The organism is Paracoccus methylarcula (assembly GCF_003007735.2).
Taxonomy (GTDB): domain Bacteria; phylum Pseudomonadota; class Alphaproteobacteria; order Rhodobacterales; family Rhodobacteraceae; genus Paracoccus; species Paracoccus methylarcula.
Genome location: NZ_PXNQ02000007.1, coordinates 112593 through 137924, shown reverse-complemented (window position 1 = coordinate 137924; position 25332 = coordinate 112593). Strand labels below are relative to the sequence as shown.

Annotated in this window: 22 protein-coding genes, 1 tRNA gene and 3 pseudogenes; 14 read left to right on the top strand and 12 right to left on the bottom strand. The window is 59.0% G+C overall.

The genetic code is table 11. The features are described 5' to 3' along the window. Nucleotides 1-102: 102 nt before the first annotated feature. From A7A09_RS12445 to A7A09_RS12415, 5 genes and pseudogenes are all read left to right on the top strand, one after another. A complete protein-coding gene (locus A7A09_RS12445; protein WP_106691708.1) occupies nt 103-405 on the top strand; it encodes a hypothetical protein in 303 nt (100 codons plus the stop codon). Between the two features lie 4 nt (nt 406-409). Further along, nucleotides 410-876: pseudogene (locus A7A09_RS12440) on the top strand (Sir2 family NAD-dependent protein deacetylase); the annotation flags it as partial. A gap of 413 nt (nt 877-1289) precedes the next feature. After that, nucleotides 1290-2643, top strand: a pseudogene (locus tag A7A09_RS21505) (NAD(P)-dependent oxidoreductase). Between the two features lie 33 nt (nt 2644-2676). Beyond that, nucleotides 2677-3974 (top strand): annotated as a pseudogene (preA, locus tag A7A09_RS12420) (NAD-dependent dihydropyrimidine dehydrogenase subunit PreA). 336 nt (nt 3975-4310) lie between these two features. Beyond that, a tRNA-Arg gene (locus A7A09_RS12415) sits at nt 4311-4387 on the top strand. A 67-nt stretch (nt 4388-4454) separates the two neighbouring features. Here A7A09_RS12415 and A7A09_RS12410 read toward each other — a convergent pair. The 8 genes from A7A09_RS12410 to A7A09_RS12375 form a co-directional block, all read right to left on the bottom strand. Further along, on the bottom strand, nt 4455-5372 hold the full coding sequence (locus A7A09_RS12410) for a tyrosine-type recombinase/integrase (protein WP_245999320.1): 918 nt from the start codon (nt 5370-5372) through the stop codon (nt 4455-4457). A 371-nt stretch (nt 5373-5743) separates the two neighbouring features. Next, a complete protein-coding gene (locus tag A7A09_RS12405; RefSeq protein WP_170167094.1) occupies nt 5744-6055 on the bottom strand; it encodes an HNH endonuclease in 312 nt (103 codons plus the stop codon). 42 nt (nt 6056-6097) lie between these two features. After that, nucleotides 6098-6346, bottom strand: a complete 249-nt coding sequence (locus A7A09_RS12400) for a hypothetical protein (RefSeq protein WP_106691702.1) — start codon at nt 6344-6346, stop codon at nt 6098-6100. Beyond that, nucleotides 6318-6701: a DNA polymerase III subunit beta family protein gene (locus tag A7A09_RS12395; protein ID WP_106691701.1), complete on the bottom strand. Its 384-nt coding sequence runs from the start codon at nt 6699-6701 to the stop codon at nt 6318-6320. The genes A7A09_RS12400 and A7A09_RS12395 overlap by 29 nt, the downstream gene beginning before the upstream one ends. Beyond that, on the bottom strand, nt 6674-7252 hold the full coding sequence (locus A7A09_RS12390; protein ID WP_211341119.1) for a beta clamp domain-containing protein: 579 nt from the start codon (nt 7250-7252) through the stop codon (nt 6674-6676). The genes A7A09_RS12395 and A7A09_RS12390 overlap by 28 nt, the downstream gene beginning before the upstream one ends. Then, complete coding sequence (locus A7A09_RS22140) at nt 7252-7629, bottom strand: HNH endonuclease (protein ID WP_366465998.1); 378 nt, start codon at nt 7627-7629, stop codon at nt 7252-7254. The genes A7A09_RS12390 and A7A09_RS22140 overlap by 1 nt, the downstream gene beginning before the upstream one ends. 138 nt (nt 7630-7767) lie before the next feature. Then, a complete protein-coding gene (locus tag A7A09_RS12380; RefSeq protein WP_245999319.1) occupies nt 7768-8058 on the bottom strand; it encodes a DUF2312 domain-containing protein in 291 nt (96 codons plus the stop codon). Next, a complete protein-coding gene (locus tag A7A09_RS12375) occupies nt 8055-8360 on the bottom strand; it encodes a helix-turn-helix domain-containing protein (protein WP_106691698.1) in 306 nt (101 codons plus the stop codon). The genes A7A09_RS12380 and A7A09_RS12375 overlap by 4 nt, the downstream gene beginning before the upstream one ends. Nucleotides 8361-9023: 663 nt before the next feature. Between A7A09_RS12375 and A7A09_RS12370 the strand changes: the two genes are divergently transcribed. The 9 genes from A7A09_RS12370 to A7A09_RS12330 all read left to right on the top strand — a co-directional run bounded on the left by A7A09_RS12370 (nt 9024) and on the right by A7A09_RS12330 (nt 22816). Continuing rightward, on the top strand, nt 9024-11798 hold the full coding sequence (locus tag A7A09_RS12370; RefSeq protein ID WP_245999330.1) for a PLxRFG domain-containing protein: 2775 nt from the start codon (nt 9024-9026) through the stop codon (nt 11796-11798). Nucleotides 11799-11888: 90 nt separating this feature from the next. Next, complete coding sequence (locus A7A09_RS12365; RefSeq protein WP_106691696.1) at nt 11889-12746, top strand: hypothetical protein; 858 nt, start codon at nt 11889-11891, stop codon at nt 12744-12746. Continuing rightward, nucleotides 12743-12973: a hypothetical protein gene (locus A7A09_RS12360; protein WP_106691695.1), complete on the top strand. Its 231-nt coding sequence runs from the start codon at nt 12743-12745 to the stop codon at nt 12971-12973. Before A7A09_RS12365 ends, A7A09_RS12360 begins: the two co-directional genes overlap by 4 nt. Next, nucleotides 12973-15591, top strand: a complete 2619-nt coding sequence (locus A7A09_RS12355; RefSeq protein ID WP_106691694.1) for an FAD-dependent oxidoreductase — start codon at nt 12973-12975, stop codon at nt 15589-15591. The genes A7A09_RS12360 and A7A09_RS12355 overlap by 1 nt, the downstream gene beginning before the upstream one ends. A gap of 169 nt (nt 15592-15760) precedes the next feature. Then, the gene (locus tag A7A09_RS12350) at nt 15761-20341 is read left to right on the top strand and encodes a polysaccharide pyruvyl transferase family protein (protein ID WP_106691693.1); all 4581 of its coding nucleotides are present in this window, start codon (nt 15761-15763) and stop codon (nt 20339-20341) included. Between the two features lie 116 nt (nt 20342-20457). Further along, the gene (locus A7A09_RS12345) at nt 20458-21363 is read left to right on the top strand and encodes a tetratricopeptide repeat protein (protein ID WP_148043657.1); all 906 of its coding nucleotides are present in this window, start codon (nt 20458-20460) and stop codon (nt 21361-21363) included. A 97-nt stretch (nt 21364-21460) separates the two neighbouring features. Then, nucleotides 21461-21757, top strand: coding sequence for a hypothetical protein (locus tag A7A09_RS12340; protein WP_106691691.1), 297 nt, complete (start codon nt 21461-21463; stop codon nt 21755-21757). A 5-nt stretch (nt 21758-21762) separates the two neighbouring features. Beyond that, a complete protein-coding gene (locus tag A7A09_RS12335) occupies nt 21763-22437 on the top strand; it encodes a lysozyme family protein (protein WP_148043656.1) in 675 nt (224 codons plus the stop codon). Between the two features lie 4 nt (nt 22438-22441). Further along, a complete protein-coding gene (locus tag A7A09_RS12330) occupies nt 22442-22816 on the top strand; it encodes a hypothetical protein (protein WP_106691689.1) in 375 nt (124 codons plus the stop codon). A 52-nt stretch (nt 22817-22868) separates the two neighbouring features. On the opposite strand, the gene A7A09_RS12325 is transcribed toward A7A09_RS12330, so the two are convergent. The 4 genes from A7A09_RS12325 to A7A09_RS20530 are packed head-to-tail and all read right to left on the bottom strand — an operon-like array spanning nt 22869 to nt 25331. Then, nucleotides 22869-23798: an AP2/ERF family transcription factor gene (locus A7A09_RS12325; protein WP_148043655.1), complete on the bottom strand. Its 930-nt coding sequence runs from the start codon at nt 23796-23798 to the stop codon at nt 22869-22871. A gap of 6 nt (nt 23799-23804) precedes the next feature. Continuing rightward, entirely contained in the window at nt 23805-24104 is a 300-nt protein-coding gene (locus tag A7A09_RS12320; RefSeq protein ID WP_106691687.1) for a PAAR domain-containing protein, read from the bottom strand. Nucleotides 24105-24114: 10 nt separating this feature from the next. Continuing rightward, nucleotides 24115-24639 (bottom strand): hypothetical protein, encoded by a 525-nt coding sequence (locus tag A7A09_RS20535; protein WP_148043654.1) that lies wholly within the window; start codon nt 24637-24639, stop codon nt 24115-24117. Then, the gene (locus A7A09_RS20530) at nt 24636-25331 is read right to left on the bottom strand and encodes a hypothetical protein (protein ID WP_148043653.1); all 696 of its coding nucleotides are present in this window, start codon (nt 25329-25331) and stop codon (nt 24636-24638) included. Before A7A09_RS20530 ends, A7A09_RS20535 begins: the two co-directional genes overlap by 4 nt. Nucleotide 25332 lies beyond the last annotated feature (1 nt).

Below are 25332 nucleotides of genomic sequence, written 5' to 3'. Positions count from 1 at the left end.
CGATTGAGTCGAAGTAACGTTTTTGCTATATCTTGTGACTATAAGGGCAATAAAAGCCGGCCAACCGGCGCCCGAGGCAGTCAGGAACCGAGGAGACAGTTCATGTTCAACCGCATCGTCATTGCGGCTGCGGCCGTCATGTTGACCGCACCATTCGCCATGGCCGGCCCGATCGACAGCGCCTGCATCCGATCCGACCGCGCAGGCGGCAACAGGTCGCTTTGCGGCTGCATCCAGCAGGTGGCGGACCAGACATTGTCCCGCTCGGACCAGCGCCGCGCCGCCGGTTTCTTCCGCGATCCGCACAAGGCGCAGGAAGCGCGGACATCCAGCAGCAACCGCGACAGCGCCTTCTGGTCGCGCTACACGAATTTCGCCAATACCGCCGCGGCATATTGCCGATAGGGCCATGCGCATCGCGGTCCTGACCGGCGCCGGCATCTCGGCCGAAAGCGGGCTGGCGACCTTTCGGGCCTCGGACGGATTATGGGAAAACCATCGCATCGAGGATATCGCCACGCCCGAAGCACTTGAACGCGATCCGGCACTGGTCCACGATTTCTACAACATGCGCCGCCAAAAGGCGCCGAGGCACAGCCCAATGCCGCCCATCGCGCATTGGCGAAACTGGCGGGTGCGCATGATCTGACCCTGATCACCCAGAATGTGGACGACCTGCATGAGCGCGGCGGCAGCCCCGACGTGATTCACATGCATGGCGAGTTGAACAGCGCTCTGTGCGGGGCTTGCGACTCGCGCTGGCAGGCGCCGAAACTCATGCACCCCGAGGATCCTTGCCCCGCCTGCGGTGCATGCGCCACGCGCCCCGATATCGTCTGGTTCGGCGAAATCCCCTATCACATGGAACGGGTCTGGCAGGCACTGGACGAGGCCGAGCTGTTCGCCGCCATCGGCACCTCGGGCAATGTCTATCCGGCGGCGGGATTCGCGCAGCATGCCGCGAGAGCCGGGGCGGAATGCGTCGAACTGAACCTTGAGGACAGCGCCAATAGCCGCGACTTCTCGCGGCGCATCCTTGGACCGGCCAGCCGGACCGTGCCGGAATGGGTGGAATCGCTGCTGGCCTGATCCGCCATTCGTGACAGCCGGGTTTCGTCTCTCCGATCACATAGCGGAATATCCGTTTGGGGAATGCCCCTGATCGAGGCATTCCGGGGCAATCCGTCCCCTTATCCCGCATGGCATGAACGAAGTTTATTTTACCATTTGATAAAATTTCTGACCTGTGCGAGCCTGATTCCATCCAACAGGTGAGCCAGGAGACGAAAATGTCCCAAGCCAGACTATCGCCGGGCGTGGCGCCCGGACGCCTCAGCAAAGAGGAACTGGCGGCGAATTTCGCCGATATCGCCCCTCCGCTGGACGATCACGAGGCGCGCGTCGCCGCCGACCGCTGCTATTTCTGCCATGACGCGCCCTGCGTCACGGCCTGCCCGACCTCGATCGACATTCCGCTGTTCATCCGCCAGATCGCCACCGGCACGCCGGATGCGGCGGCGATGACGATCCTGCACGCGAATATCCTCGGCGGCATGTGCGCCCGCGTCTGCCCGACCGAGAATCTGTGCGAAGGCGCATGCGTGCGCATGGATGCCGAAGGCAGCCGGTCGAGATCGGCGCCTTGCAGCGCTTTGCCACCGACGGGCTTATGGCGCAGCAGGGTCACCCCTTCCGCCGCGCCGAGCCCACGGGCAAGCGGATCGCCGTGGTCGGCGCGGGCCCGGCGGGGTTGGCGGCTGCGCACAGGCTGGCCGCCAAGGGCCATGATGTCGTCATCTTCGAGGCGCGCGGGAAACCGGGCGGGCTGAACGAATACGGGATCGCCAGCTACAAGGCCGTGGACGGTTTCGCCCAAGCCGAGATCGAATGGCTGATGGGGATCGGCGGGATCGAACTGCGTCACGGCCAGCGTCTTGGCCAGCAGATCACGCTGGACGGCTGCGCCGGGAATATGACGCGGTGTTCCTGGGCATGGGGCTTGGCGGCGTGAACGCGCTGCGGGCCAAGGGTGAGGATCGCGAACATGTCACCGACGCGATATCCTTCATCCGCGAGTTGCGGCAGGCCAGCGATCTGGCCAGCCTGCCTGTCGGCCGCGACGTGGTGGTGATCGGCGGCGGCATGACCGCCGTGGATGCGGCGGTGCAGTCGAAACTGCTGGGCGCCGAGAATGTCACCATGGTCTACCGCCGCGGGTCCGAGCGCATGGGCGCCAGCCGGCACGAGCAGGATCACGCCACCTCGTCCGGCGTGCGGATCATCTGCAATGCCGCCCCGGTCGCCATTCACGGCAATGGCGCGGTGGCCGAGATCGAGTTCTGCTATACGCAGGATGGCCCGGACGGCCTGACCTTGACCGGGGACCGGTTCCGGCTGAAGGCCGACCAGGTCTTTCGCGCCATCGGCCAGCAGTTGCAGGATGCTCCGGACGGCCTGGCGCTGGAGGGCGGCAAGATCGCCGTCACCGGTCCGGGCCGCACCGGGCTGCCCGATGTCTGGGCGGGGGGCGACTGCGCCTCGGGCGGCGACGACCTGACAGTGACCGCCGTGGCCGAGGGCCGCGATGCCGCCGAGGATATCGACGCCCGCCTGACCGGCCGCCCCGCCGAGATCCCCGGCTGACCCAATTTCGCGCTTTGACAAGGAGGCTGAGACATGGCCGATCTGCGCAGTAACTTCATCGGAATCAAATCTCCCAACCCGTTCTGGCTGGCCTCTGCCCCGCCGACCGACAAGGAATACAATGTCCGCCGGGCCTTCCAGGCCGGTTGGGGCGGCGTGGTGTGGAAAACCCTCGGCTCCGAGGGACCGCCGGTCGTCAATGTCAACGGCCCCCGCTATGGCGTGGTGCATGGCCCCGACCGGCGGGTTCTGGGCATCAACAATATCGAGTTGATCACCGACCGCCCGCTGGAGGTGAACCTGCGCGAGATCAAGCAGGTCAAGCGCGACTATCCCGACAGGGCGCTGGTCATCAGCCTGATGGTGCCATGCGACGAGGAATCCTGGCGCGATATCCTCAAGCAGATCGAGGATACCGGCGCGACGGGGTGGAGCTCAATTTCGGCTGCCCCCATGGCATGAGCGAGCGCGGCATGGGCAGCGCCGTCGGCCAGGTGCCGGAATATATCGAGATGGTCACGCGTTGGGTCAAGCAATATTCGCGCATGCCCTGCATCGTGAAGCTGACACCCAATATCGCCGATATCCGCAAGCCCGCCGAGGCCGCGAAACGTGGCGGCGCCGACGCGGTCAGCCTGATCAACACGATCAACTCGATCACCTCGGTCGATCTGGACCTTTTCGCGCCGGAGCCGACCATCGACGGCAAGGGCGCGCATGGCGGCTATTGCGGCCCGGCGGTCAAGCCCATCGCGCTGAACATGGTGGCCGAGATCGCCCGCAATTCTGAGACCCACGGTCTGCCGATCAGCGGTATCGGCGGGGTGACGACCTGGCGCGACGCCGCCGAGTTCATGGCGCTCGGCGCCGGCAATGTGCAGGTCTGCACGGCGGCGATGACCTATGGGTTCAAGGTCGTGCAAGAGATGATCTCGGGCCTGCGCGACTATCTCGACAGCCACGAGATGGCTCTGTCGGATCTGGTCGGGCGGGCGGTGCCCAATGTGACCGACTGGCAATATCTGAACCTGAACTATGTCACCAAGGCGGTGATCGACCAGAAGGCCTGCATCAAATGCGGGCGCTGCTATGCCGCTTGCGAGGATACCAGCCACCAGGCCATCGCGATGAAGCCGGGCCGCGTCTTCGAGGTGATCGAGGAAGAATGCGTCGCCTGCAACCTGTGCCTTGATGTCTGCCCGGTCGAGGATTGCATCACCATGCGCGAACTCGCCCCCGGAGAGCTGGACCGGCGCACCGGAATCAAGCGCGGCGATTACGCCAACTGGACCACGCATCCGAACAACCCGATGGCGAAGGCGGCGGAATAATCGCACCGTCCGCCCAGCCCCAGCCCCAGCCTCTGCCGTGGGCGGGGCGGGGCAATGGGCATCATCCGGCCCATCCGCATCGATTCAGGCAATGCCCGCCGGAATCCCGGCCTTGCGACAGAACGGCACCTTCTCCAACTTGCCGATCCGATGGGCCCTATCGGGATGCCCGCAACGGCAATACTCACAACCCGTCACCATACCCGATCGCCCTCCCCACGGTTTTACACCGGGATCCGGAACCCGAAGAAGCTTGTCCCGGGAACAGGCTGAACGCCATAAATGCTGAATTCGCCATTGCACAACCCCGTTTCCGCGGCTATTCACCCGGGCAAGGCACCCGTAGCTCAGCTGGATAGAGCGCTGCCCTCCGAAGGCAGAGGCCAGAGGTTCGAATCCTCTCGGGTGCGCCATAAAATCAACAACTTAGCGTTTTGAATTTTCGACTTCGGTCCTATTTCGGTGCGGAAATGAGCCATTTTACCCCCTCATGTCCATAGCCTTGACGGCTGTTGCTTGATGATTCGGGCTGTGGTGTCCGTAGGTGCGCTCGATGGTCTCGGCGCTGGTCGAGAAATACCCTGCCGCGTCCCAGATCGACGCCCAGCGCTGCAACGCCCAGGTGATTGCAGTGTGTTTCAGAGTGTGCGGCGTCACGCCTGACAGGTCGATGTTCACACCATGCAACCAGGCGAGTCTTTCCGCCTCGCTCCGGGCACTCACCCATGCGTTCTTGACGTCCTTGACCATTTCCCGGCGCAATTTACCGTCACGCTCGATGCGACGCTCAACGATGTAGACGCGGCCATTCGCGGCCTGCCTGCGCAGATGGGCGAGGTAGCGGCTCGGAAGCCGCGCCGGTCGCTGGCGCTTGTGAGTTTCAACCTTCTTCCCGGGCTTGCGGTAAAGGACTCCGGTTTTCGTATCCACATGCCCGCCGACAGGGCTTGGCCGGTCGATGTGCATGGATAGAATCGTTTCCTTCCGGCTACCTGTATAGAGGCCATGCAGGATGAAATCTGCCAGGTGCCTGCCGTCGCGGTTCAGGGATCTGGCCCCACGGATCAGCCATGCGGCTTCTTGCCGTGTCAACCACCGTTCGCGGCTCGGCGGCTTGTCCGGAAGCGTGACCTTCGGTGCATGGATCAGGTAGCCTTCACCGTGGCAATAATTGATCGCGGCCTGCAGGACGTTCAGTTCCCGCCGGATCGTGCCGTTGCTGATGGGCGCCCCGTCTTTCTTGGTCCGGCTGCGCGCGTATCTGCGGCAGGTTTCGCCCTTCACATCTGCCACGGTCAGGCCGTTCCAGAATTGGTCAAGGGCGTCGATGGCATAGCCAATGCGCTCGGGAGCGGCAACGCCCTGCGCGTGTTCTTCCGCATAGATGGTCAAGCACATACCCACGCTTAATTCTTCCGGTCGAGTGGGACCACTCGAGCGGTGTTTCCGGTCGATGTATTGCGCGAGCCGCGTTTCAGCTTCGCGGCGGCAGTCTGTGCCGGTCGAGATTCTCTGGCTGCCATCCCTAATTTCCCAGACGGACGGTGCGTCTTTTCTCGCTCTCCAATACAGGCGGGGGCCTTTGGCTCTGCGCGGCATAGGTCAATTATCTCCGGTAAATCGTCGGGATGTAGCCGGACGGCCCGACCAATGTAGATCGTCTTTCCAAAATCATCAGCAACTTTCCGCAGGCTGGATTCCGGAACTCCGAGTCTTTGCGCGGCCTCTCGGAATGTCCATAGCACTGGTGCTGTCACCTGCCCCTCCATTCACTCACTGTCGCGCAAGACGGTCTGGCCGCTCAACTTGCGCTTCCATTTGCTGCCCTTGCTGCCGGGGATCGTGGCCCGGCGTTCGGACTTCGCGCCGAAGTGCTTGGCGCGCACCCTGTTCGCCTTGGCGATCTGCGCGGCGTCCTCGCTGGTTTTCTCCCGATGGCAGGCGGTATGAGCGGGCGCGACGTTGCCTTCGTCATCCTCGCCGCCCATGGCCAGAGGGATCACATGCTCAAGATCCCAGGACTCCCCGACCTGTACCTTTCCGCCGCAGATATGACAGGTGCCGCCGTGCGTCTCGAACACGGCCAGTTTCCGCTTTGCTGTCCAGCTACGACGGGCCATGGTTCAGACTCGCATCGGCATGACGACGCGCAGGATGTTTTCATCCGCGCCCATGACAAGGACGGGATCGTTGACATGATCCCAATGCAGAGTGCCAGCATTATCCGGCTTCGGATTGCGCCCCACCAACCGGACGGCCTCACCGCGCGGGCAAAACTCTTTCAGGTAGCGAACATTGACCCCGAGTTTCATGCCTTTGGCATTGTAGATGGGCATGGAAATCTCACCGAGGTCCGGCGAACGCACGAACATGCGGGATTCCTCTGGAACGATATGCAGGGCAGTGCTGCGATCGCTCAACCGAGGTAGCGCCGCCAGGGCATCGCCCGGTCAACGCAACCGAGAATGAGCCGTCCAGATCCGTCGGAATGACGCGCCGATAGTCAGGGAACGTGCCATCGATCAGCTTCGTCACCATCGACCAATTCGGATTGGTGGTTTTCAGAGCCAGCTTGTCCTTGCTCTGCGCCACCTTGATCTTGTCCAGCCCCTTCAAATCTTTCCGAAGCTGCGAGACGGCTGCGCTAGGCAGGATCATGCCTTCGCGCTTCCACCGAGTATCCGGGCAGTCCACCTGTGTCAGCCGGTGCCCGTCGGTGCTGACCATGCGCAGATGGCCGTCCACGCTTCAAGATACACGCCGTTCAGGTAGTAGCGGGTTTCCTCGTCAGATATGGAGGGGGCGCATGCGTCGAGGGCATAGCGGAAGGCGGATGCTTCAATTTCCTGCGGCTGCTCGAATGGTCGCTGGTCGAACATGCTCTTTGGGAAATCCTCGGGCTGGATGATTTCGTTGATGCGCGCGGTCAGTTCTCCTGATTTGAGGACGATGGCGGGGAAGGTTGTTGTGCTATACTTCCACTCGCCTCGGCTGATTTCGACGCTCGGGCCGCCGTGTTTCAAGACGTGTTCCAAGAACCGCGGCTGGATCAGGAAGTCGATTGGCTCACCCTCGGCGGGGAATGACACGGCCATTTCCCGGTTCAGATCGGTTGCGGTGATAACGCCAGTATCACCGACGATGGACACACGAACCGTTCCGAGGACGGGGATCGTCCAACGGTGGGCCTTCTGCATGATCGGTTTCACCAGTGCCAGGGCGTTGCGCAGAGCCTTGGTTTCGATGGTGGTTTGTTTGATCTTGGTCTGCACGTTCATCATGCGAGTTCCTTTACATGTTTCCACGAGCGACCATTGGCGATGCTGCAAATCGTCGCTCGGTGGACGCCATAGGCATTTTCAAGTTCAGAGACGCTTCGCCCGCTGCCGGGGATTTTAATCAGCCGGTATTCGCGACGAATCCGGCGAACATCGTCCTCGGTTAGTTTGGCTTTGGGATTTCTTTCCCCTACTGGACCAGTTCCGTGCCGCCTTCTGTCGTCGTGATTTTCAAGGGGTGTTGACCACCGCAAGTTTTGCCAGTGGCAATGAAGGCGTGACCCATCGCGATGCGCGACCTGCGTTTGTTCTGGCAGGGGATCAGGAAGGAATGCGAACGCCACCAGCCGATGGGCAAAGCGTTCTTCTCCGCCAATATGGTAGGAGATATATCCATGATATGTTCATGTAACCGCGAAGGCGTTTCAACGTCTCCCTGTGGCGAACACCACCACATTCAGACACTTCATAGACGGTTCCGGGTATTTCACGCCATTGCATCGTATCGTTCATCGTCAGCACCCCAACGCTTCGCGATACATAGCCAGAACTGCATCTTCTTCCGCGACCTGATCGCGGTCCTTCTTGCGTATCGCGATGACCTTTTTGATGGTTGGGATCGAATACCCCCTGCCCTTCGCCTCCGCGAAAACCTCCTTGGCCTGTTCGGCGATGTCGGCCTTTTCCTGATTGAGCCGTTCCACCCGCTCGATGAACTGGCGCAATTCGGCGGTCGTCACGGAATAGGCGTGACTATTGTGGCCCTGCCAATCAGGATCGCCTTTCATCTTCGGCTCGGTGGTCATGCCTGCGACTCCCGCTCCGAGACGCGCCAGCGCATGGCGCTGCGGCCCGAAGCATTGCGCCCGCGTTCACCCGTGTCGATCAGCCGCCCGGCCTTCGCCAGCTCCGAGATCCGGGGGCGGATCGACAAGACCGACAGCCGCATGGCCTTGGCCACCTCGTCGGCTGTCATGGGCTGGCCGACACCTTTCATCACCTGGATGATGGCATCACGCAGGCGCGGGGCAGCGAGGGCCGCATGATGCGCAGCTTCCTCGCTGGTGGGCTTGCCTTTCCAGCCCGTCTGGCTTTCGGTAAATGGCATTCCAATCCTCACATTGAACAGTCGAGTGTGGTTTCCGTCGCCGATGCACATCTGAGCAGCTCCCGTCAGTCAGGCAGCGGGCCAGAGGCGCGCAGGGCGTCGGCCCTGGCGGTATCCCCCGCCTTCTCGGCCTTCTTGATCGCGGCAGCGCGGTGATACGGGTTCATGTCAGCCATCTTGACGGCAGTGCCGTCGGATCGGCGCCATGTGCCGCTGTCGAAATCCTGGGCGGATTTCTGCGGGGCGCGTTCATTACGCGATGCTCCTTTCCTTGATCCATTCCACGCCGGGGATCTCTGTCGGGCCGTCCTTCCGGCGTCTGGCGGCGGTGCAAAGCCGTTCGATTTCGGCACAGATCACCGGGCTGATGTCGGGATCATTCAACAGAAAACTGAAAGCCCGGCGCGCGGCCTGCGCCGCACCAATAACCCGGATGCAGCCGAGATCATGGAACGGATCGCGCGAGGCGAGATCGGTAATCGCGGTCCTGATGGTCCGGGCGGCTGCAGTTCCAATACCACGAAGGAGCGCCGCGCCGAACTGGCCGACAGGCTCGGTGCCGCCGGTTCGCGCGCCAAGGGTAAGCTCGGCAACCTGCACTGGAAGAAAACCCCTGCCCTGTTCACGAACTGGTTGACCGACGCCATGGGCAAGAGCGATCGGTTGAACAGCCTCGCGCTCGTTCCGGGGCGTCCACTCTTTACCGAATTGGGCAAGGGCTTGAGTTCCGCACAATCCTACCTCCACGAAAAGAAAGCCATGGATGCGGAGCGCAATGATTGGCATGGCCGCGGCGATACCGTCGCCAAGCAATGGTGGAAACTACGGGTCAAGGACAGCGAAGCCAATAATCGGCTGATGGATCTGATGCACAAAAGCACCCTATCGGGTCTCGATCCCAGCAAGCCGGATGATTGGGTGCATCCGCAAAAGGCTCGGGCCGACGCGCTTGTCAGGATGGGTACCCAGAAAGCACGCGCCACGGCACAGATCATCTATGACGAGATCGAGGCGCGCGAGAAAGCCTATGCTGCCTTGAAGGCGAAATATGATGCGCTGCCCGAAGATTTCCAGAAATTGTATCGCACCGTTCGCGACGAGTATTCCGCGCTCGCCGATGCCACCGACGCCGCGTTGATCGAGAACGTCAAGATCGCAACCGAGATCGGATTGAAGCGCGCACAGCGGACGCATCGCAAGGAAATGCAGAGAATCAAGGACGAAGGGCTGACGGGCACCGAGCGCGACCAAGCTGTCTTGGAAGCCGATGCAGCTTTGGATGCGGCGGAGCGACGTGCCAAGGCGGGCAGTGCAGCGCGGATGGCGGGCATGCGACAGCAGTTCGAGAGCAACCGGATGTCCGGGCCATATTTCCCGCTCGCCCGCTTCGGCACCTATTTCGTCACCATCCGGGACAACCAGGGCAAGGTCACATCCTTCTCACGCTTCGAGAAAAAGGCGCAGCAGGATGCCTTCATGCGCGATGCCGAACAGCGCGGCCTTGGCAAGATCGAGCATGGTGTGCTGAACGCCGACACCAATCTGCGCGACATGGTGGATCCGCGCTTCGTGGCCGAGATCGAGGATCTTCTGACCGATGCCGGGGCGGATTTCGAGGTCATGGATGCCATCTGGCAGCATTGGCTGGAAACACTGCCAGACCAATCCGTGCGCACCAACCAGATCCATCGCAAAGGCCGGGCCGGTTTCACCTCTGACGCCTTCCGGGCTTTCGGCAAGCAGATGTTCCACGGAGCCCACCAGCTCGCCCGTCTCAAGCATGGCCTCAAGATGGAGGAAATGCTGAACACCGCCGAGGAAGAAGCCGCCCGGTCGGATAATCCCGAGCGAACGGGATTCGTCGTGCAGGAAATGCGCCGCCGCCACGCTTTCGCCATGAACCCGACCGGCAATCCCGTTGTGTCTTCGGCGACCAGCATCGGGTTCGTCTGGTATCTAGGCTTGAGTCCTGCAGCCGCGCTGGTCAACATTTCGCAGACCACCCTGATCGGCACCCCGATCATGGCCCATCGCTTCAAGAGGGCAGGTGTCACCGGCTCCGTTGCTGCAGTGACGCGCGCCATGCGCGATTTTGCCGATGGTCGCGGCTGGTCCGAGAAGTCCGGCCGTCTGACCGACGAGGAAAAATCCGCCATGCAGGCCGCCTATAAGCTGGGCACGATCGACAAGACCCAGGCACATGACCTCGCGTCGGTCGCCGATAGTGGCGTGGAATACAGTCCGGTGCGGCAATCCGTCATGGAGAAGATCGGCTGGATGTTCCACCATGCCGAGCGGTTGAACCGTGAGGTGACCTTCCTTGCCAATTACCGTTTGTCGCGCCGGGAAGGCATCGCCCATGATCAGGCAATCCGGGAGGCGTCAGACCTGACCTGGAAAATCCACTTCGATTACCAGAACAGCAGTCGCCCGAGATTCATGCAGGGCGATGTTGCCAAGGTCATTTTCCTGTTCCGCTCCTATACCGTGAACACGCTTTGGCGCATGTTCCGCGATGCGCATCAGACCTTCAATGGTGCCAGCAAGGAAGAACGGGCCGAGGCGCGCGCGCAGCTTGTCGGTATCACCTTGTCGATGATGGCCCATGCCGGCATCAAGGGTGTCTGGGGCTATGGCCTGCTCATGGGCTTGCTTGGTCTGTTCTTCCCCGGTGGCGAGGACGACTCCGAAGACTGGCTACAGGATGCATTGCTGCTCGACGGCGACGACATGGGCAGCGCGGCCTGGAACTATATGATGGGAATGGCTCTCAACGGTGCCCCGGGACAGGTTCTTGGGGTTGATCTGACTAATCGGATCGGCATGCCGAACCTGTGGTTCCGCGACAGCGGTCGCGATCTCGAAGGCACCGACGCCTGGAACCACATCATGAACGACATGCTCGGTCCAGTGATCGGGATCGGCGCGAGTATGGCCAGAGGGATCGGCATGGCGTCGAAGGATCCGTGGCGCGGGATCGAGGCCGGCGCTCCGAAATTCATCCGGGACGGCATGCAATCCTATCGCTTTGCGACCGAGGGAGCCCAGACTTTGAATGGAGATCCATTGATCGAGGATATGGGTCCAACGGAAGTGCTGGCGAAAGTCGCGGGCTTCACCCCTGCCCGTCTGTCCGAACGATACGACATCAACAACCGGCTCAAAAATGCAGAGCGCCGTGTCTCCGACCGTCGCAAGGCAATCCACCGTGAGATCGGCGACGCCATTCGCGAGGGCAAGCCCGTCCCGGCAAATGCCCTCAAGCGCATGCGGGAATTCAACCGGGAATGGCCGGAATGGCCGATCACAGCAGATACGATTCAGCAATCGGTGCGTGGCCGTATGCGGGCCAGCCAGCGCAATGAATTTGGCGTGTCGCTGATCCCCAAGATCAACGACAGAATCCGCCGCGAACGCGCGCCGGCCATCTATGGTTGATCTGGGATAGCACGGGAGCCAGATATTTGGTAAAACAGCGGTATCCGAGGCCATAGGAAGTGGCCCCTAGCTTTACGCAAGGGACTTCCTATGCCTGCTATTACGCTCCTGAAATCCAGCTTTCAGCCCTATATCGAGGGCGTGATCGAGGGCACCGTTACTCAAATCCAAGCGCTTGATACCCGATTGAATGCAAACGACGCCAAATGGGTAGATCGGGCCACGCATATCGAGGCCGAAACACCAGAGGCCTATACTGTCCCCGCCAGCACCAAGATGATCGTTACGACGACGCTTGGCAGCTCCTATGTGGGTCTGTGGCGCAAGTCGGGGGATCAGGGAAGTCCGCCTACAGAGGGGCGCGTCCCGACCGCCAACGATGGCTATTGGATCCGCATCGCCAAGGTTGCAAAGGAATCCGTCATTCAGGCCATGCAGGCGGAGATTGACGCGCTGAAAGCCAGTGCATCCGGCTCCATGCAGGCGGTAGTTCAACGACGCGCCGCGCTGCCTGACCGTCCTGTGGGCGCTGCCATGGTCATGTGGCGGACCTTCGATGACCCAAGTGAAAAGATGGCGGCTGGTGTTGATTTGTGGGCCGAGGTACTGCCCAATCCAGCCCTGAACTTTGCCGACACCTTCGATCGCGCCGACGAACCGCTGGCCGACGATGATCGATGGGTCAATGTACGTACGCAGAGTGCGATCATGTCGATCGTCAGCAACGCGGCGCAACCGAGCGCGATCAACGCTCTGCCTGTGGTGCAATCGGCTGATTTCCTTCCGCCTGATCAGTTCATCGAGGCCAATGTTCTTGGCGGAGGTAATAGCCTTTCGGCCGGACGCGGGACATTCCTCTACCTCAATGTGCAACCCGGCAAACACGTCGCTACCGCCTCAATCTTCGGTCCTCGCAACTTGTTCTCGAAGAGGAGGACGAGGCATTGAACACAGTCACCCTCGCGGCCACCAGTTCCGGCGTCCTGACCTATCCGCTGACCGCCCGGCTGGAGCGGGACGGAAACATGCTCCGGGCCTATATCAACGGCGCGGAAACGCTCACGGCCGAGGCCACCATATATGACGGCGGCATGGTCGGGATCGGGGCGAATGCCACCTCCGGCGGCACCGCGCTGTGCCGCGTCGAGGACGTGACGGCGGGAGTCCTGGTCTGATGGCGAGGTATCGTTTGCGCGATGACCTGGGAGCGCAGGTCGCGCTGCTGACCAGCACCGGGATCGAGAATTTCCTGTTCTCCTTGGGCATGGATCCCGGCACCGATGTCCCGGAAATCGTCAACCCGGTCACGGGTAGCATCTCGCCCTATGTCGATGAAGCCGAGACCACGGCACTGATCGCCGCCTTCTCGGTGCCGCCCTCGGCGCGCCGTATCCGCACAATCGATGCCTGCATCAAGCGGCTCAAGACCACGGGCGTCTGGTCGAAACTGACCGGCCTGTTCATTGTCGGCGCCACCGAGCAGGAAAGTCTGCTGAACTGGAAAACGCCTGCCTCGGCCATGAGCAAGATCAGTGCGCCGGCGTTCGTCCCGGATGATGGCTGGCAGGCGACCGGAGCGGGTCAGGCACTCGATACCGGTCTCGCCCCCTCGGACCTCGCCCAGGACGATGTCTTCCACGGGGTCTGGTGCAAGGGCGCCGACCATAACGGCATTACCGTGCAAAGCGACAACCTGGATTACGGTGCGGTCGATGCGGCGGGCAATGGCATCTCGCTTTGCGTCCGCAGCACCAGCGATACCTCCACGGCCCGAACGCAGGGCCAGGAGGCCGTGGTCGCGCCTGTCGGGCATTCGGACGGCTATGGCCTGACTGCCGCCCGCAGGACCGCTGCAGCGGGCAGCACCGGTCTGCGTAACGGCGTGGCCAAGCCACAGGCCTCGGACGTATCCGCCGTGCCGATCAATCAGACAATCACCCTGCTGGCCGCGACGATGGATGGCGCTCTCTCGCCCGACTATTCCCCGCACAAACAGGCGGCATGGGCCTTCGGTGTGGCGATGACCGATACCGAAGCGCGGGAACTGACCGGCGCGATCGGCACCTTCCTCGATGCGATCCAGTATGGCGAGTATGACCTGACACCCTCCGGGCTCGGGCCGGAAACGGTCACCGCTGACGTGGTGATCTACGGCACAACTCCGCAGGCCGTCACGGCGGCGCTGCAGGCGGCGCGGGCCGGGGCCAGTGTGGCCATCATCGGCGGCTGGCGCGACCGGCATATCGGCGGCATGTCGGCCTCCGGTCTTGGCTGGACCGATTTCCGCAACGGTGAGTTCCTGACCGGTATTCCCCGCTGGATCATCCGCAAGGCCCGCACCATGCATGGCGGCTCTGCGACCGGCTTGCCCTTCATCCCGCGCATGTTCAGCCGTGTGATGCGCGAGCTGCTCGATCCGGAGACAAATGGTGGATACGAGATCCCGATCTATTACTCGCAGGGTGTATCCAGTGTCACCAAGTCGGACACAGACATCACCAGCATGATCACCGTCGATGGCCGCACGGTGAGTGGCAAGCAGTTCATCGACGCCAGCTATGAAGGTGATCTCCTGATCGCCGCCGGCGTGCCGTGGCGTGTCGGTCGAGAGGTACGGGGCACGGGCACTGAGGATGTCGGCGGCTATCGCGGCGTGGCCGAGAACTTCAACAGCTTCACCAAGCAGTTCCAACTGACCGAGGGCGGCTATGCCCATGTTGATCCGTGGAACATCCCCGGTGACACGACATCCGGCCTGTTGCCCGAGATCACTGGCATTTACAGCACCTTTACGCCCGGGCTGCATGATCAGCCGCCATTGGGATCGGCCGATGACGAGCTGCAGGCGTTTAATTTCCGGCTGGCATGGGGGATGCTGCAATCTCGCATCGTGCCATTGCCGACCACGCCGCAGCCGTCATGGGATCCTGCCCGGTTCGAGATGCTGTTTCGGCACCTGGCACTAGACCCGCTGATCCGAATGCATGACCTGCTCAAGCTGGATGAAATCTCGCAGGGCGTCCACGACATCAATACCGGCCATGGCTATTCGACCGATTGGGTCGGCATGAGCAAAACCTATCCCGGCGCGACCTATGCCGAGCGGGAGGCGATCTGGAAGGCGCATTGGGAGCATATCCTGAACCTGTTCTACGCGCTTCAGCACCATGACGATCCCCGCGTGCCTGCCGAGCTCCGGGCCGAGGCCCTGACATGGGGAATGCGGGCCGATCACTATCATGATCATCACGAGAACGACGCGGTCTTCGACACGCCGCAATTCTACGTCCGCGAGGGTGTCCGGATGCTTGGCAAGGCGGTCATGGACGCACGCGACCTGAACCAGGCGGATGGCGAATATCCGAATCTCGGCACCAATACCGTGGCCGTCGCCTCCTATCCCTTCGACCACCACGTCATGAGCATCATCGCCTATGAATACGAGGCGGGCCAATGGATGACATGGATGGAGGGGGGCTTTGTCCGTGGCCAGGGCGGCGGCAACAATGCCAATCCCGTGCCCTTCGAGACCTATGTACCGAAGGAAAGCAACTGCACCAATCTCTCGGTACTGTTCGCCACCTCCCTGACAACCGTGGCCTTCGGATCGGTGCGCATGGAGATCACCGCCATGCAGGCCGGACAATGCATGGGACAGGCGGCGGCGATGGCGGCCGCGCAGGAGATCCCGATCCAGAGTGTCGATTACGGTGATCTCAGGGCGTTCCTGATGAACCCGGCAAATCCCCGACTGGTGGATGAGGACGATCCGTCACTGCCGCAGGTGACCTAGTTCAGGCCACAGCCAACAGTTGACCTCTCAGGTCTGATCTGCCACTCAAGAGTGGGGGAACCAGTCGGTAGATCAAGGCAATTGCCTCCTGGATCCCCCCTGTGGACGTCCTGCATTTACCTACCATCCATGTTGGCGTCTCGCCATGAAACTTAACGAGTAGAGCTCCATGCCGATATCAACCGTCGTCACCTCCATGAAGAACGAAGCGCCCTACATCATCGAATGGGTTGCTTATCACAGGGCCCTTGGCTTCGATCGGGTCGTCGTCCTGGCAAACGACTGCACCGACGGCACCCATGAAATGCTTCTCCGGCTGCATGAGATGGGGGCAATCACCTATTATGAGAACGAAGTGCCGGTGGGCGCCAAGCCACATTCCAGAGCGTTGAAGATTGCCAATCTGACTCCCGAGGTCAATTCGGCGGATTTCGTCATGGTTCTGGATGCTGACGAATTTCTGGTCGTGAAACCGGCACCACACACGCTGGACGTATTGCTGGATGTCATGAATGACAGATCCGCAGACATGATGGTGATCCCGTGGCGATTGTTTGGGTCGGGATATAATATTGAGTTTGAGGATCGACCGGTCGTCCAGCGATTCAAACAATCAATGGATGTCTCAAACCTGCCAAAGGTCGGGGTCAAGACCCTGTTCCGGCAGGCCGACAACCTACGCCTGGCGATCCATTTTCCCAAACCCCTGATGAAGGGAGGAGTGCCGATCAGTTCTCCGGCAAAAGAATCGTGGATCGATGCCGGTGGCCAGCCATTGGTGCAAAAGACCCTGACCTGGAATGGCGGACGCCAGACCATCCATCGCGATTTTGCCGAGGTCGCGCATTACATGATCAAGAGCCTGGACGAATACCTGCTCAAGATCTTCCGTGGAGATGGCTTGACGAACTCAAGCCGTCACGGCATCGACTATTGGCGCAAGGCCGATCACAACGAAGTTTCTGATCTGGTTGTAGCTGAAAATTTGGCGGGATTCGAGCAGGAACGGGATCGTCTATTTGCAGACCCGCTGCTGGCATATCTGCATCGCCAATCTATTGCTGCGCGGTTCGAAAAGCTTGAGAAAACACTTGAGAACCAGAATGTTCAGCATTTGCGCAGTATTCTCATGAAAAGTACGGCTGGAGAACTAAATCAGGATGACATCCATCGTTCGCGCGATCTTGTGACAAGAATCTCGCCGGCGGTCAGCGTGGAAAAGCTGATCGATGGCGACATTCCGCATTCGACCTTACTGAGCATCGCAGATGCGGGTCTTGCGGATTCGACCGAAATTTCAGGACGAATGTTCAAGCAGACTGGCTTGAACAATGCTATGTTCTGGCCGGAAAAGATATTCGGCAAACGACCGATTACCAATCTCGTTGAAGGTCTCAAACAGGCGCAGCAACACGGATGGGGCGCTAATCTGGGCGTGCGCTGGATTCATAATTATATGCGCGCCGCGCCAAAGCAAGGCTGGCCACTGGATGAAGAAATTCTGGTCGTCCTGACGCGAGACGATGATCAGATCCTATCCGGGTATCCGGCCCATATTGCCCAGACCAAGGCCAAGTATGTCCAGAAATCTCAGGGCGGTCTTCCTCCATTACGTCAAGTTCTGACCGGATCCGAAACACCTGCCGAGGTCGAGGTTCTGATTGCCGAAGGCAAGATGAACGACCCGAGACTTCGCCTTAAACGGTTCCTCGCAGATCATCCTCAAGCGATTGAGCTGAACCTCGATCGCCCTAACAACATTTCCGAAGCCTTGCGCACCATCGAAACGCGTGGTCCGTCCGGCCCCTTGGCGGCAAAACTACTGCGCGAGTCTTTGGCGGTGGACCTCCCGGAACCTGATGCAGCATTCTTGACTGACACAGATACTGAGCAACGCACAGATGCGGATCCAGACAACGCTACCCCACAGCATGCCACAACCCAGCTAGAGGCGGAGCAAGCGTTGGGCGGCAATCCTGCACCTGATGTCCGGGAGGCGGACACACCTGCGCGATCCCTGCAAATCGGTATCCTGACGCTACCAATGAACCGCAATTATGGTGGAAACCTGCAGGCATTCGCCCTGATGCGAGTCTTGCGTGATCTTGGACATTGCCCCGTGCTGCTGAACCGGCGCCAAGGCTCGAAGGACCCTAGCACTTCACTCGATAATCCGGAACCGGCCGCTAATATTCCTCTCTACCCTGATCGGATCGGACTTGGGAAAAAGGTCCAGAACCGGATCTTCGTGGAAAAATACATGACTCCGATCTCAAGGGAATTTCACTCAAGTTCGGCACTTGGTAGCCAGATCGGGGAGTATGGCCTAGAAGCCGTGATCGTCGGTAGCGACCAGGTCTGGCGCCCCAAATACGCGAGGGGTCTTCTGCGCGACTTCTTCCTAGGGTTCCTCGACGAAGGTGATCGCGACATCAGGAGGATCGCATACGCAGCTTCCTTCGGAAGTGAAACGGATGAATACAAGCCCGATGAAAAGGCCTTCGCGACACCGCTTCTGCAGTTATTCGATGCCGTCTCGGTGCGGGAAGACAGCGCCGTTGATCTCTGTCGGAATATGTTCGGGGTTAAAGCCGAGCACGTCTTGGACCCGACGCTTTTGCTGTCGAAGAAAGATTACGCCACCCTGCTTGCCGAAAGCCAGCGATCCTCTGAGGGTGGGCATCTGCTAACCTACGTGCTTGATGCAACACCTGACAAACTCGACGTCATCAATCGGATTTCCAATGCACTTTCTATAGAGCCGCGCACGACAAGCGGTCAGTCTTTTGTTTCTGCCGATCCATTAAAGGCCGAGGGCGGAGACAAGTCTGTCGAAGCTTGGCTGGCGTCATTTCACAACGCCTCATTTGTCGTCACTGATTCCTTTCATGGGGTCGCATTCTCGATCATCTTCAATCGCCCCTTTGTAGCTTACGGTAACGCCAAGCGAGGGTTGGCCAGGTTCCAGTCTTTGTTGAAAGCCGTCGGGTTGGAAGATCGGATCGTCGTAGATTCGGACGAAGTGGATCTTGACAGCCTGTTGCGTCCAATCGATTGGGAGGCAGTCAATGGGCGCCTTGACGCGCTTCGTTCGCGGTCGTTCCAATTCTTGACGGATGCTTTAGACGGCCAGCCGAACGGTAGCGGCGGCAAGTCAGGCATCGCCGATGCACGGCCCAAACCGACATCCTTACCACCTGTCAGCAATGTAACGGAAATGGCCAGTACCGCACCCGAGCTGGATGCGGACAACCATCCACTGAATGTCCTGTGCACGGGCTGTGGCGTCTGTGTCTCAGAATCGTGCGGAACGTTGAAGATGGTCTGGACCCAAGATGGGTTTCTTGAACCCAGGGCGACCAAAGACAAAGTCCCGGCCGAAGCCATCAGAGTGTGTCCGTTCAATCCGGCTCCAGAAAAACTGGTTGAGGACGAAGACGCTCTGGCAAAGATTTGCCTACCGGACGCTGACAAGTTTGATCTGCGACTCGGCAGATTTGTGGGGACCTATGTTGGGTATAGTACAGCCTTTCGTCCCACATCTTCCTCCGGTGGAGTTGCCACCTATGTCTTCGACCAGCTTCTGCGACGGGGTGAAGTCGATCATCTCTTTGTGGTTCGCAAGGCTTCGGATGGACAATACAGTTATCGCATCTTCGATGCTTCCGAAAACATCGAAACCACATCGAAGACGCGATACATCCCCGTCTCGATGGATCAACTGTTTTCCACCATCGAAACTATCGAGGGGCGGGTCGCGGTCTCGGCGGTGTCTTGTTTCGTGAAGGCGATCAGGCTGAAGCAACATTACCATCCGGAGCTGAAGGACAAAATTCCTTTCGTGACGGGCATCATTTGCGGCGGGCTAAAAAGCCGTTTCTACACCGATTTCCTTGCCCAGAGCGCAGGGATCGAAGGTGCATATCACGACGCGGAATATCGGCTCAAGAATCCCGAAAGTCTTTCCAGTGATTACTCTTTCGCGGCAATGGACACGAATGGCCGGGAACGTCGCGTGCGTATGCAGAAGCTTGGCGACATGTGGGGAACAGGGCTTTTCAAATCCAGGGCCTGTGATTTTTGTACCGACGTGATGACCGAACTGGCCGACATCTCGCTAGGGGATGCCTGGCTGCCGGAATACAAGCAGGACGGTATGGGAAACAGCGTCATCGTAACCCGCACCCCGCTGGCCGAGGAAATCATACAGCACGGCATCCGGACCGGTGAACTTGAGGCAAGTGACGTCTCTCCCAACACCGCGGCCCGGACACAGAATGGCGGGTTCAATCACAAGCAGAAGGCAGTCAAGTTCCGTTTATTGACGGAAAGTCTGACCGGCAGCAGAGCCATCCCTTTCGTCCGCGCCCGGATTCAGTCCGACACCACAATCGCCGAGATCTTCGTGCAGATGATGCGGGAGCAATCACGAGCCAAAAGCCTTCGGATGTGGCACCAAACCGGCGATCATCAAGAGTTCCTGCGGCGTATGCGGCAGACGCTTCGCCGTCTGAAAGCCGTCACGGCAGCACGCAAGCATTCGGAGGAAGTCGAGACCGCCGGACTAGCGGCACTGGAATCGCCGTTGGGAAAGACGCCCGTTGGAACACAACCAGAGGCGATCCGGCCCTTGCTTCGATGGGTAAAGAAACTGCTTCGGGAAGGCCGGATCAATGCCGAGGTCTTGCGCGCGGCGTATCCAAAGCTTTCCACATTCACCGAACGTGCGAACCTGACTGAAAGAAACTGATTGTTGCCGGTCTACGCTGCGGCGAGGCCGCCGCCGCAGGTCTGGCCTGCATAGTTGACTTTTTTTGGAGCTGATCAATAAGATGCATCACGCAAGTACACATGTATGGTTGAGCATTGCCTGACTATCAAATTCTATCGGCAACACCGAAGCATCGTGTTGTCCATCACCGTGCCGAAACTTCCTCCTGCAAGCTGATTGTTACATTTTCTCCGATCAACGAGAAGCTGGCCTATTCGGGGTTCGGGACTAAAACCGCACTTTCGCTGGGTTACGATACCGTCTATGTGGGTTCGCACCACAAGGTGATGCATCGCAGTCTGGATATAGAGACGGTGGAGCGTCTGATCGCACCAATCGCAGCGGGCCGAGAAATTATTGCCTATGGTGCCAGTGCCGGCGCTTACGCTGCACTTTATTTTGGCGGTCAACTCAACGCCAAGATTATCGGCTTCTCCCCACGACTTCCTGTCCATCCCTACCTGTCCGGAAACTCCCAGAAGTCAGTCAACGAGCTTGAACACGTTCTGGACCTCAAGGATGTTCCCAAAAGCGAGCACAAGCCAATAATTATTTATGATCCAATGGACAAGATTGACGCAAAGTTTGCCGAACAATGGGTCCATCCCGGTTATCCGGATGCTCATGTTTATCTTGCACCCATGGCCGGGCACGGCGTGATAAGTCGCCTTCGGGAAACGGGAAACCTAAAAAGAACGATCAAGGCGTTATTTGAAGGGCATATTCCGAAATCAATAATCGTCTGGAACCCGGATCACTACAATTATCATTACACCAAAGGCTTCTTGGCTGCAGACGCGGGCAGTGACCGAAAGGCTTTGTATCATTTCAAGGCAGCGCTAAAAATGGCAGAACATCGGCACATTTATTACGCATTGATTCAGTGCGCCAGAAGACTTGGCGATACTGACCTTGTGAAACGTGCCGAGAAAGACGCTTATCTATATAAGATTGCTCGCCAAAAGGCAATTCGAGAGCAGAAAAAGGCCGCCGCTTCATAATAATCTTCCATTGGACGAAGTCTCTCAACATCTGGTATGGTGAGGCCACCGGGCACATAGGAAGTGCGCCCATGCCACCAAGCATGAGAGACTTCCTATGGCCGATGAACTCAAATTCTGGATCGTGATTCTTGGCGCAGCCGTCGTCAAGCTGCTCATCACCAAAACGCAAACCCTATTCCAAGCCGTAACCTCGATGGCTGCGGCTGTCTTCATGGCGTGGGTGTTCACCGATCCCGTGCTGAACTGGCTCTCCTGGCCAGCAGAGAATTACCGCAATGCCGTCGCGGCGGTGCTGGCCTTGCTCGGCGACACGCTCATTCGCCGCCTGCTCGAAATCTCGAAAAGCCCGACCGCGTTCGCGGACCTCTTGAAACTGTTTCGGGGGAAGTGATCACCATGAAATTCTCCATCTATCACGCCCAGCCCGTCCTCGACCTGATCGGCAAATATGAGAGCCGGGGCGATTACGATATTGTCTATGGCGGTATCCCCAAGAGCCTTCGGCCCAAGGTCAAAATCACATCCCTGACCGTTCGGGGTGTGCTGACATGGCAGGCGAATATCCGCGCTCATGGCGTGGCGTCCACGGCGGCCGGGAAATACCAGATCATCTATAACACGCTCAAGGCCACGGTCGCGCAGATGGGTTTCAACACGTCCCGCGTGTTCGATGAAACCGTGCAGGATGAAATGGCCTGCCATCTTCTGATCGGCCGGGGCTTCCAGCGATATCTGGACGGTGCCATCGACATGGAATCCATGGTGATCGGTCTGGCGAAGGAATGGGCTTCCCTGCCCGTCCCGCGCGACATGCAGGGCCCGAGCCGCTGGCTCAAGGCCGGACAATCCTATTATGCGGGTGACGGGTTGAACAAGGCCCATGCGAGCGTGGCCGAGGTCGAGACAGCCCTTGCCATCGCGCGGGAACGCTACCGCAGCGGGGCGCAGCCATCCGCCCCTGCCCCGGATCCCGCGCCTGCGCCATCACCGGCCAAGCCTTCTTCCTCCAATCTCCTGACTACCGCCCTGATCATCGGTGCGGCGGCCGCCATCATCTTCCTGAAAGGATGATCCGATGCTTCGACTGTTCAAGGAAATTTCCACGACCGTTCGCATGGCGAATGACCTCGCGGAGGGATCCGGCAGTGCCGGGCCGCGCTGGTCGGTGTTCATCACCAACCGATCCTTCGTCGCCCAGGTATTCACGGTCGTCTTTCTCATTCTGGCGTATTGCGGCGTTCCGCTGCCGATCCCGGCCGAGGTTGCGGCCAATGCCGTCTACGGCATTGCCATTACCCTTATGGCACTCTGGGCGGTCCTGGAACGGCTCTACGGCAAAACCCGCGTCATCTGGTCCCGCACGCAGGCAGAGCGGGCGCATGACGAGGCCACGGCCCTGTCCGAGCATGATCGCCTGTCGAAAGCCCTCAAGAATGCCGGCGCGCTGTGAAGGCGCGCCGGGTTCTGCCCTATTGGTGGAGGCGAGTACGGCGATGATAGCCTCACGAAAGTATCCGACTCTGGCAACACTCCCCGGAATCAACTGACAGCAGGTCAACAGGAACGAAAACCAGCACGCTGAACCCTTCTTCCGGGTCAAACGACGCGGGATCGAGCAAGTGTTGTCCATGCTCGTCCATGAACCAGCGTGCGGCATCGGCATTGTAGATGTTTGTGATCGTTGCCTCGATTTTTTCTGCCGCTTTCATAAGTGCGACTTCAAGCGGGCGTCGTTTCATCTTGATATTCATATCCTTGCGACGTGCCGGACGGCCTGCATCAGAAACAGATATTGTCAATACCTGTCCACCAGTCCCCCTACGCCCCCGAACTCTGAGGCGCGCCGGGCGTAGCGAATCGAAGCGCGCATTGATCGACGCCAATCGCTTCTTTATTTCAGCCTTGGACAAACGGGCATGGGGAAGAACATTTGCAGGCGTTTCCAGCCGGTCCTTGAACCGGTCCCGCGCGACTTCCTCGGCTTGCGGCGAGAATGTCACATAGTTGACCGGATGCGCATTCAACCATTCCTGTCGCTGAGCGATGGCAAGAGCCTTGGCTTGATCATTTCCATGCTCCTTCACGGAGAAACGTTTGGATTTACGCCCCTTTGCAGAAGTGAATGTCGCAATCCAGGACACATGAGCATCATCCTCATTGAAGATCACCCCGGATACACCACTTTGATTGTCGCTTCTCAGCCGAACCACCCTCTCATGATTGGTTGTGGGAGGGATAGCTGCCATGACGGCATCCCTGTAAGCCCGCGCCTGTATCAGACAGGTCATGGATGAACCATATAGACTATCGCAGAATGTGCGCTCGATCTGGTGACCTTGCCGAGAAAGGCTGACCCGCCATTTGGCGCCATGATGCCCATGCGCCTCGAAGCGGTAAATGCCATACTCGGAATCGTCGTCAAACACCGGCAACGAGAATCAGTCTCCGATGAACACAGTGCTTGAACCCGCATCTGCTGCGCCACCACAGGAGATCGCATCGCCGACCCGGCCAGCAGGTTTTCCATTGATGAAGACCGATCCTGATCCGCCTTCGAGGCTCCGCGGATGGGCTGGCTTTGGACAGGATGAACAGCCATGCGACTCATAGGCATCGCCTTGCCGAACGGCAGCGATACCATCGATATTCACATCAGGTGAAGCCTCGATGCTCGGGCTTGACGAGAAGTGGCAATCGTGGCCGGAGCCGACGTCGCCAAGGCGGGTGGATGCTGGCATGCCTATATTTTCAACCTCGCTTAGTATAAAGCCGCACTGCTAGGTAAAGTAGGAAAAATAAAACCAATGGAAGGGCCGGACCGTATGCGCTTTGATGACAAGATGCCTTCTTTGCACCCGGAAGCCATTGATGAAACGGTGACAACACACCCTCAATACTGACGCCAGGAGATACTGTGACCACATCCCCATTAGTTGACACAGTTATGATTCCATCACGCTCCAATTGCGAGGGAATAAGCCTGAGGGTGTTGTCTTGCCTTGTTTTGGACAAAACATTAATGGATATCTGGCAAAAATCTATTGGCGCCCATGGCTCAAAGTCAGCAGTCGATGTGTTTCGAAACTCAGAAAGAAGGCTTTGATCCATTTCGCTGCAATCACCACTCTCGCAAGGATGAAAGTTTGCAGGTTCAAATGCGGCGCCACGTCTGTGATCCACCCACCAGATAGTCAGCAATATGATTGCAAGTAACATCATGGTAGCTACAGCAATTGACCTTATAAAGGCAGGAGAAAACATTCTAATACTCATCCGTTTTCATGCTCAAACAGAGCCCATTCTTCAAGAGTAAGTTCGCCTTTCGGTATCCGAACTTCTTCTATTTCCGAATCTATTTCTCTCAGAGCTGCATTGCACAAAGCCATCGCTATTGTTAGGCCCACACCAGAAAGAATAGTCACACCCAAACCAACGGCCCCGCTTGCACGAAGAAGCATGGCAGCACGCGCAGCTCTTGCCTCCCCTACACGCGCGGCAACGTTAGCGTTGGCGAGTGCTCTACCCGCGGCCTTGGAGCCAAGAGTATTTGCTGTACTCCCGACTCCCAAGTACCAGCGTATTTCACCTAATATATGGATGATGCGGGTTAGCCGTGCCCATTCCTCTTTCAATCGCACCAGCGGCCACCTACTTATTGGAAGTGAACCATATGCAGGTATGCTTTGAATCATCGCAATTCTGCCAATAAACAACTGAGCGGCAAGCGGTCTAGCCGCCCAAGTTTCTACAGCTGCACGTTCGATTTCAGCCTTACGAGTTTGTTGGCCAGGTAATTGAAATGCGCCTCTAGCTGTCCATCGATATAAAGCCTCAAAGACCGGATAGGCATGATCATAATTTGTGTCGTTAAAAGCCGGGTTCCTCCATACCGACTCCATATCCAGTACTCGAACAATTTCCTCTATTCTCTCAACCGGCTGAACGGGCTCTACTTCTTTGACCATG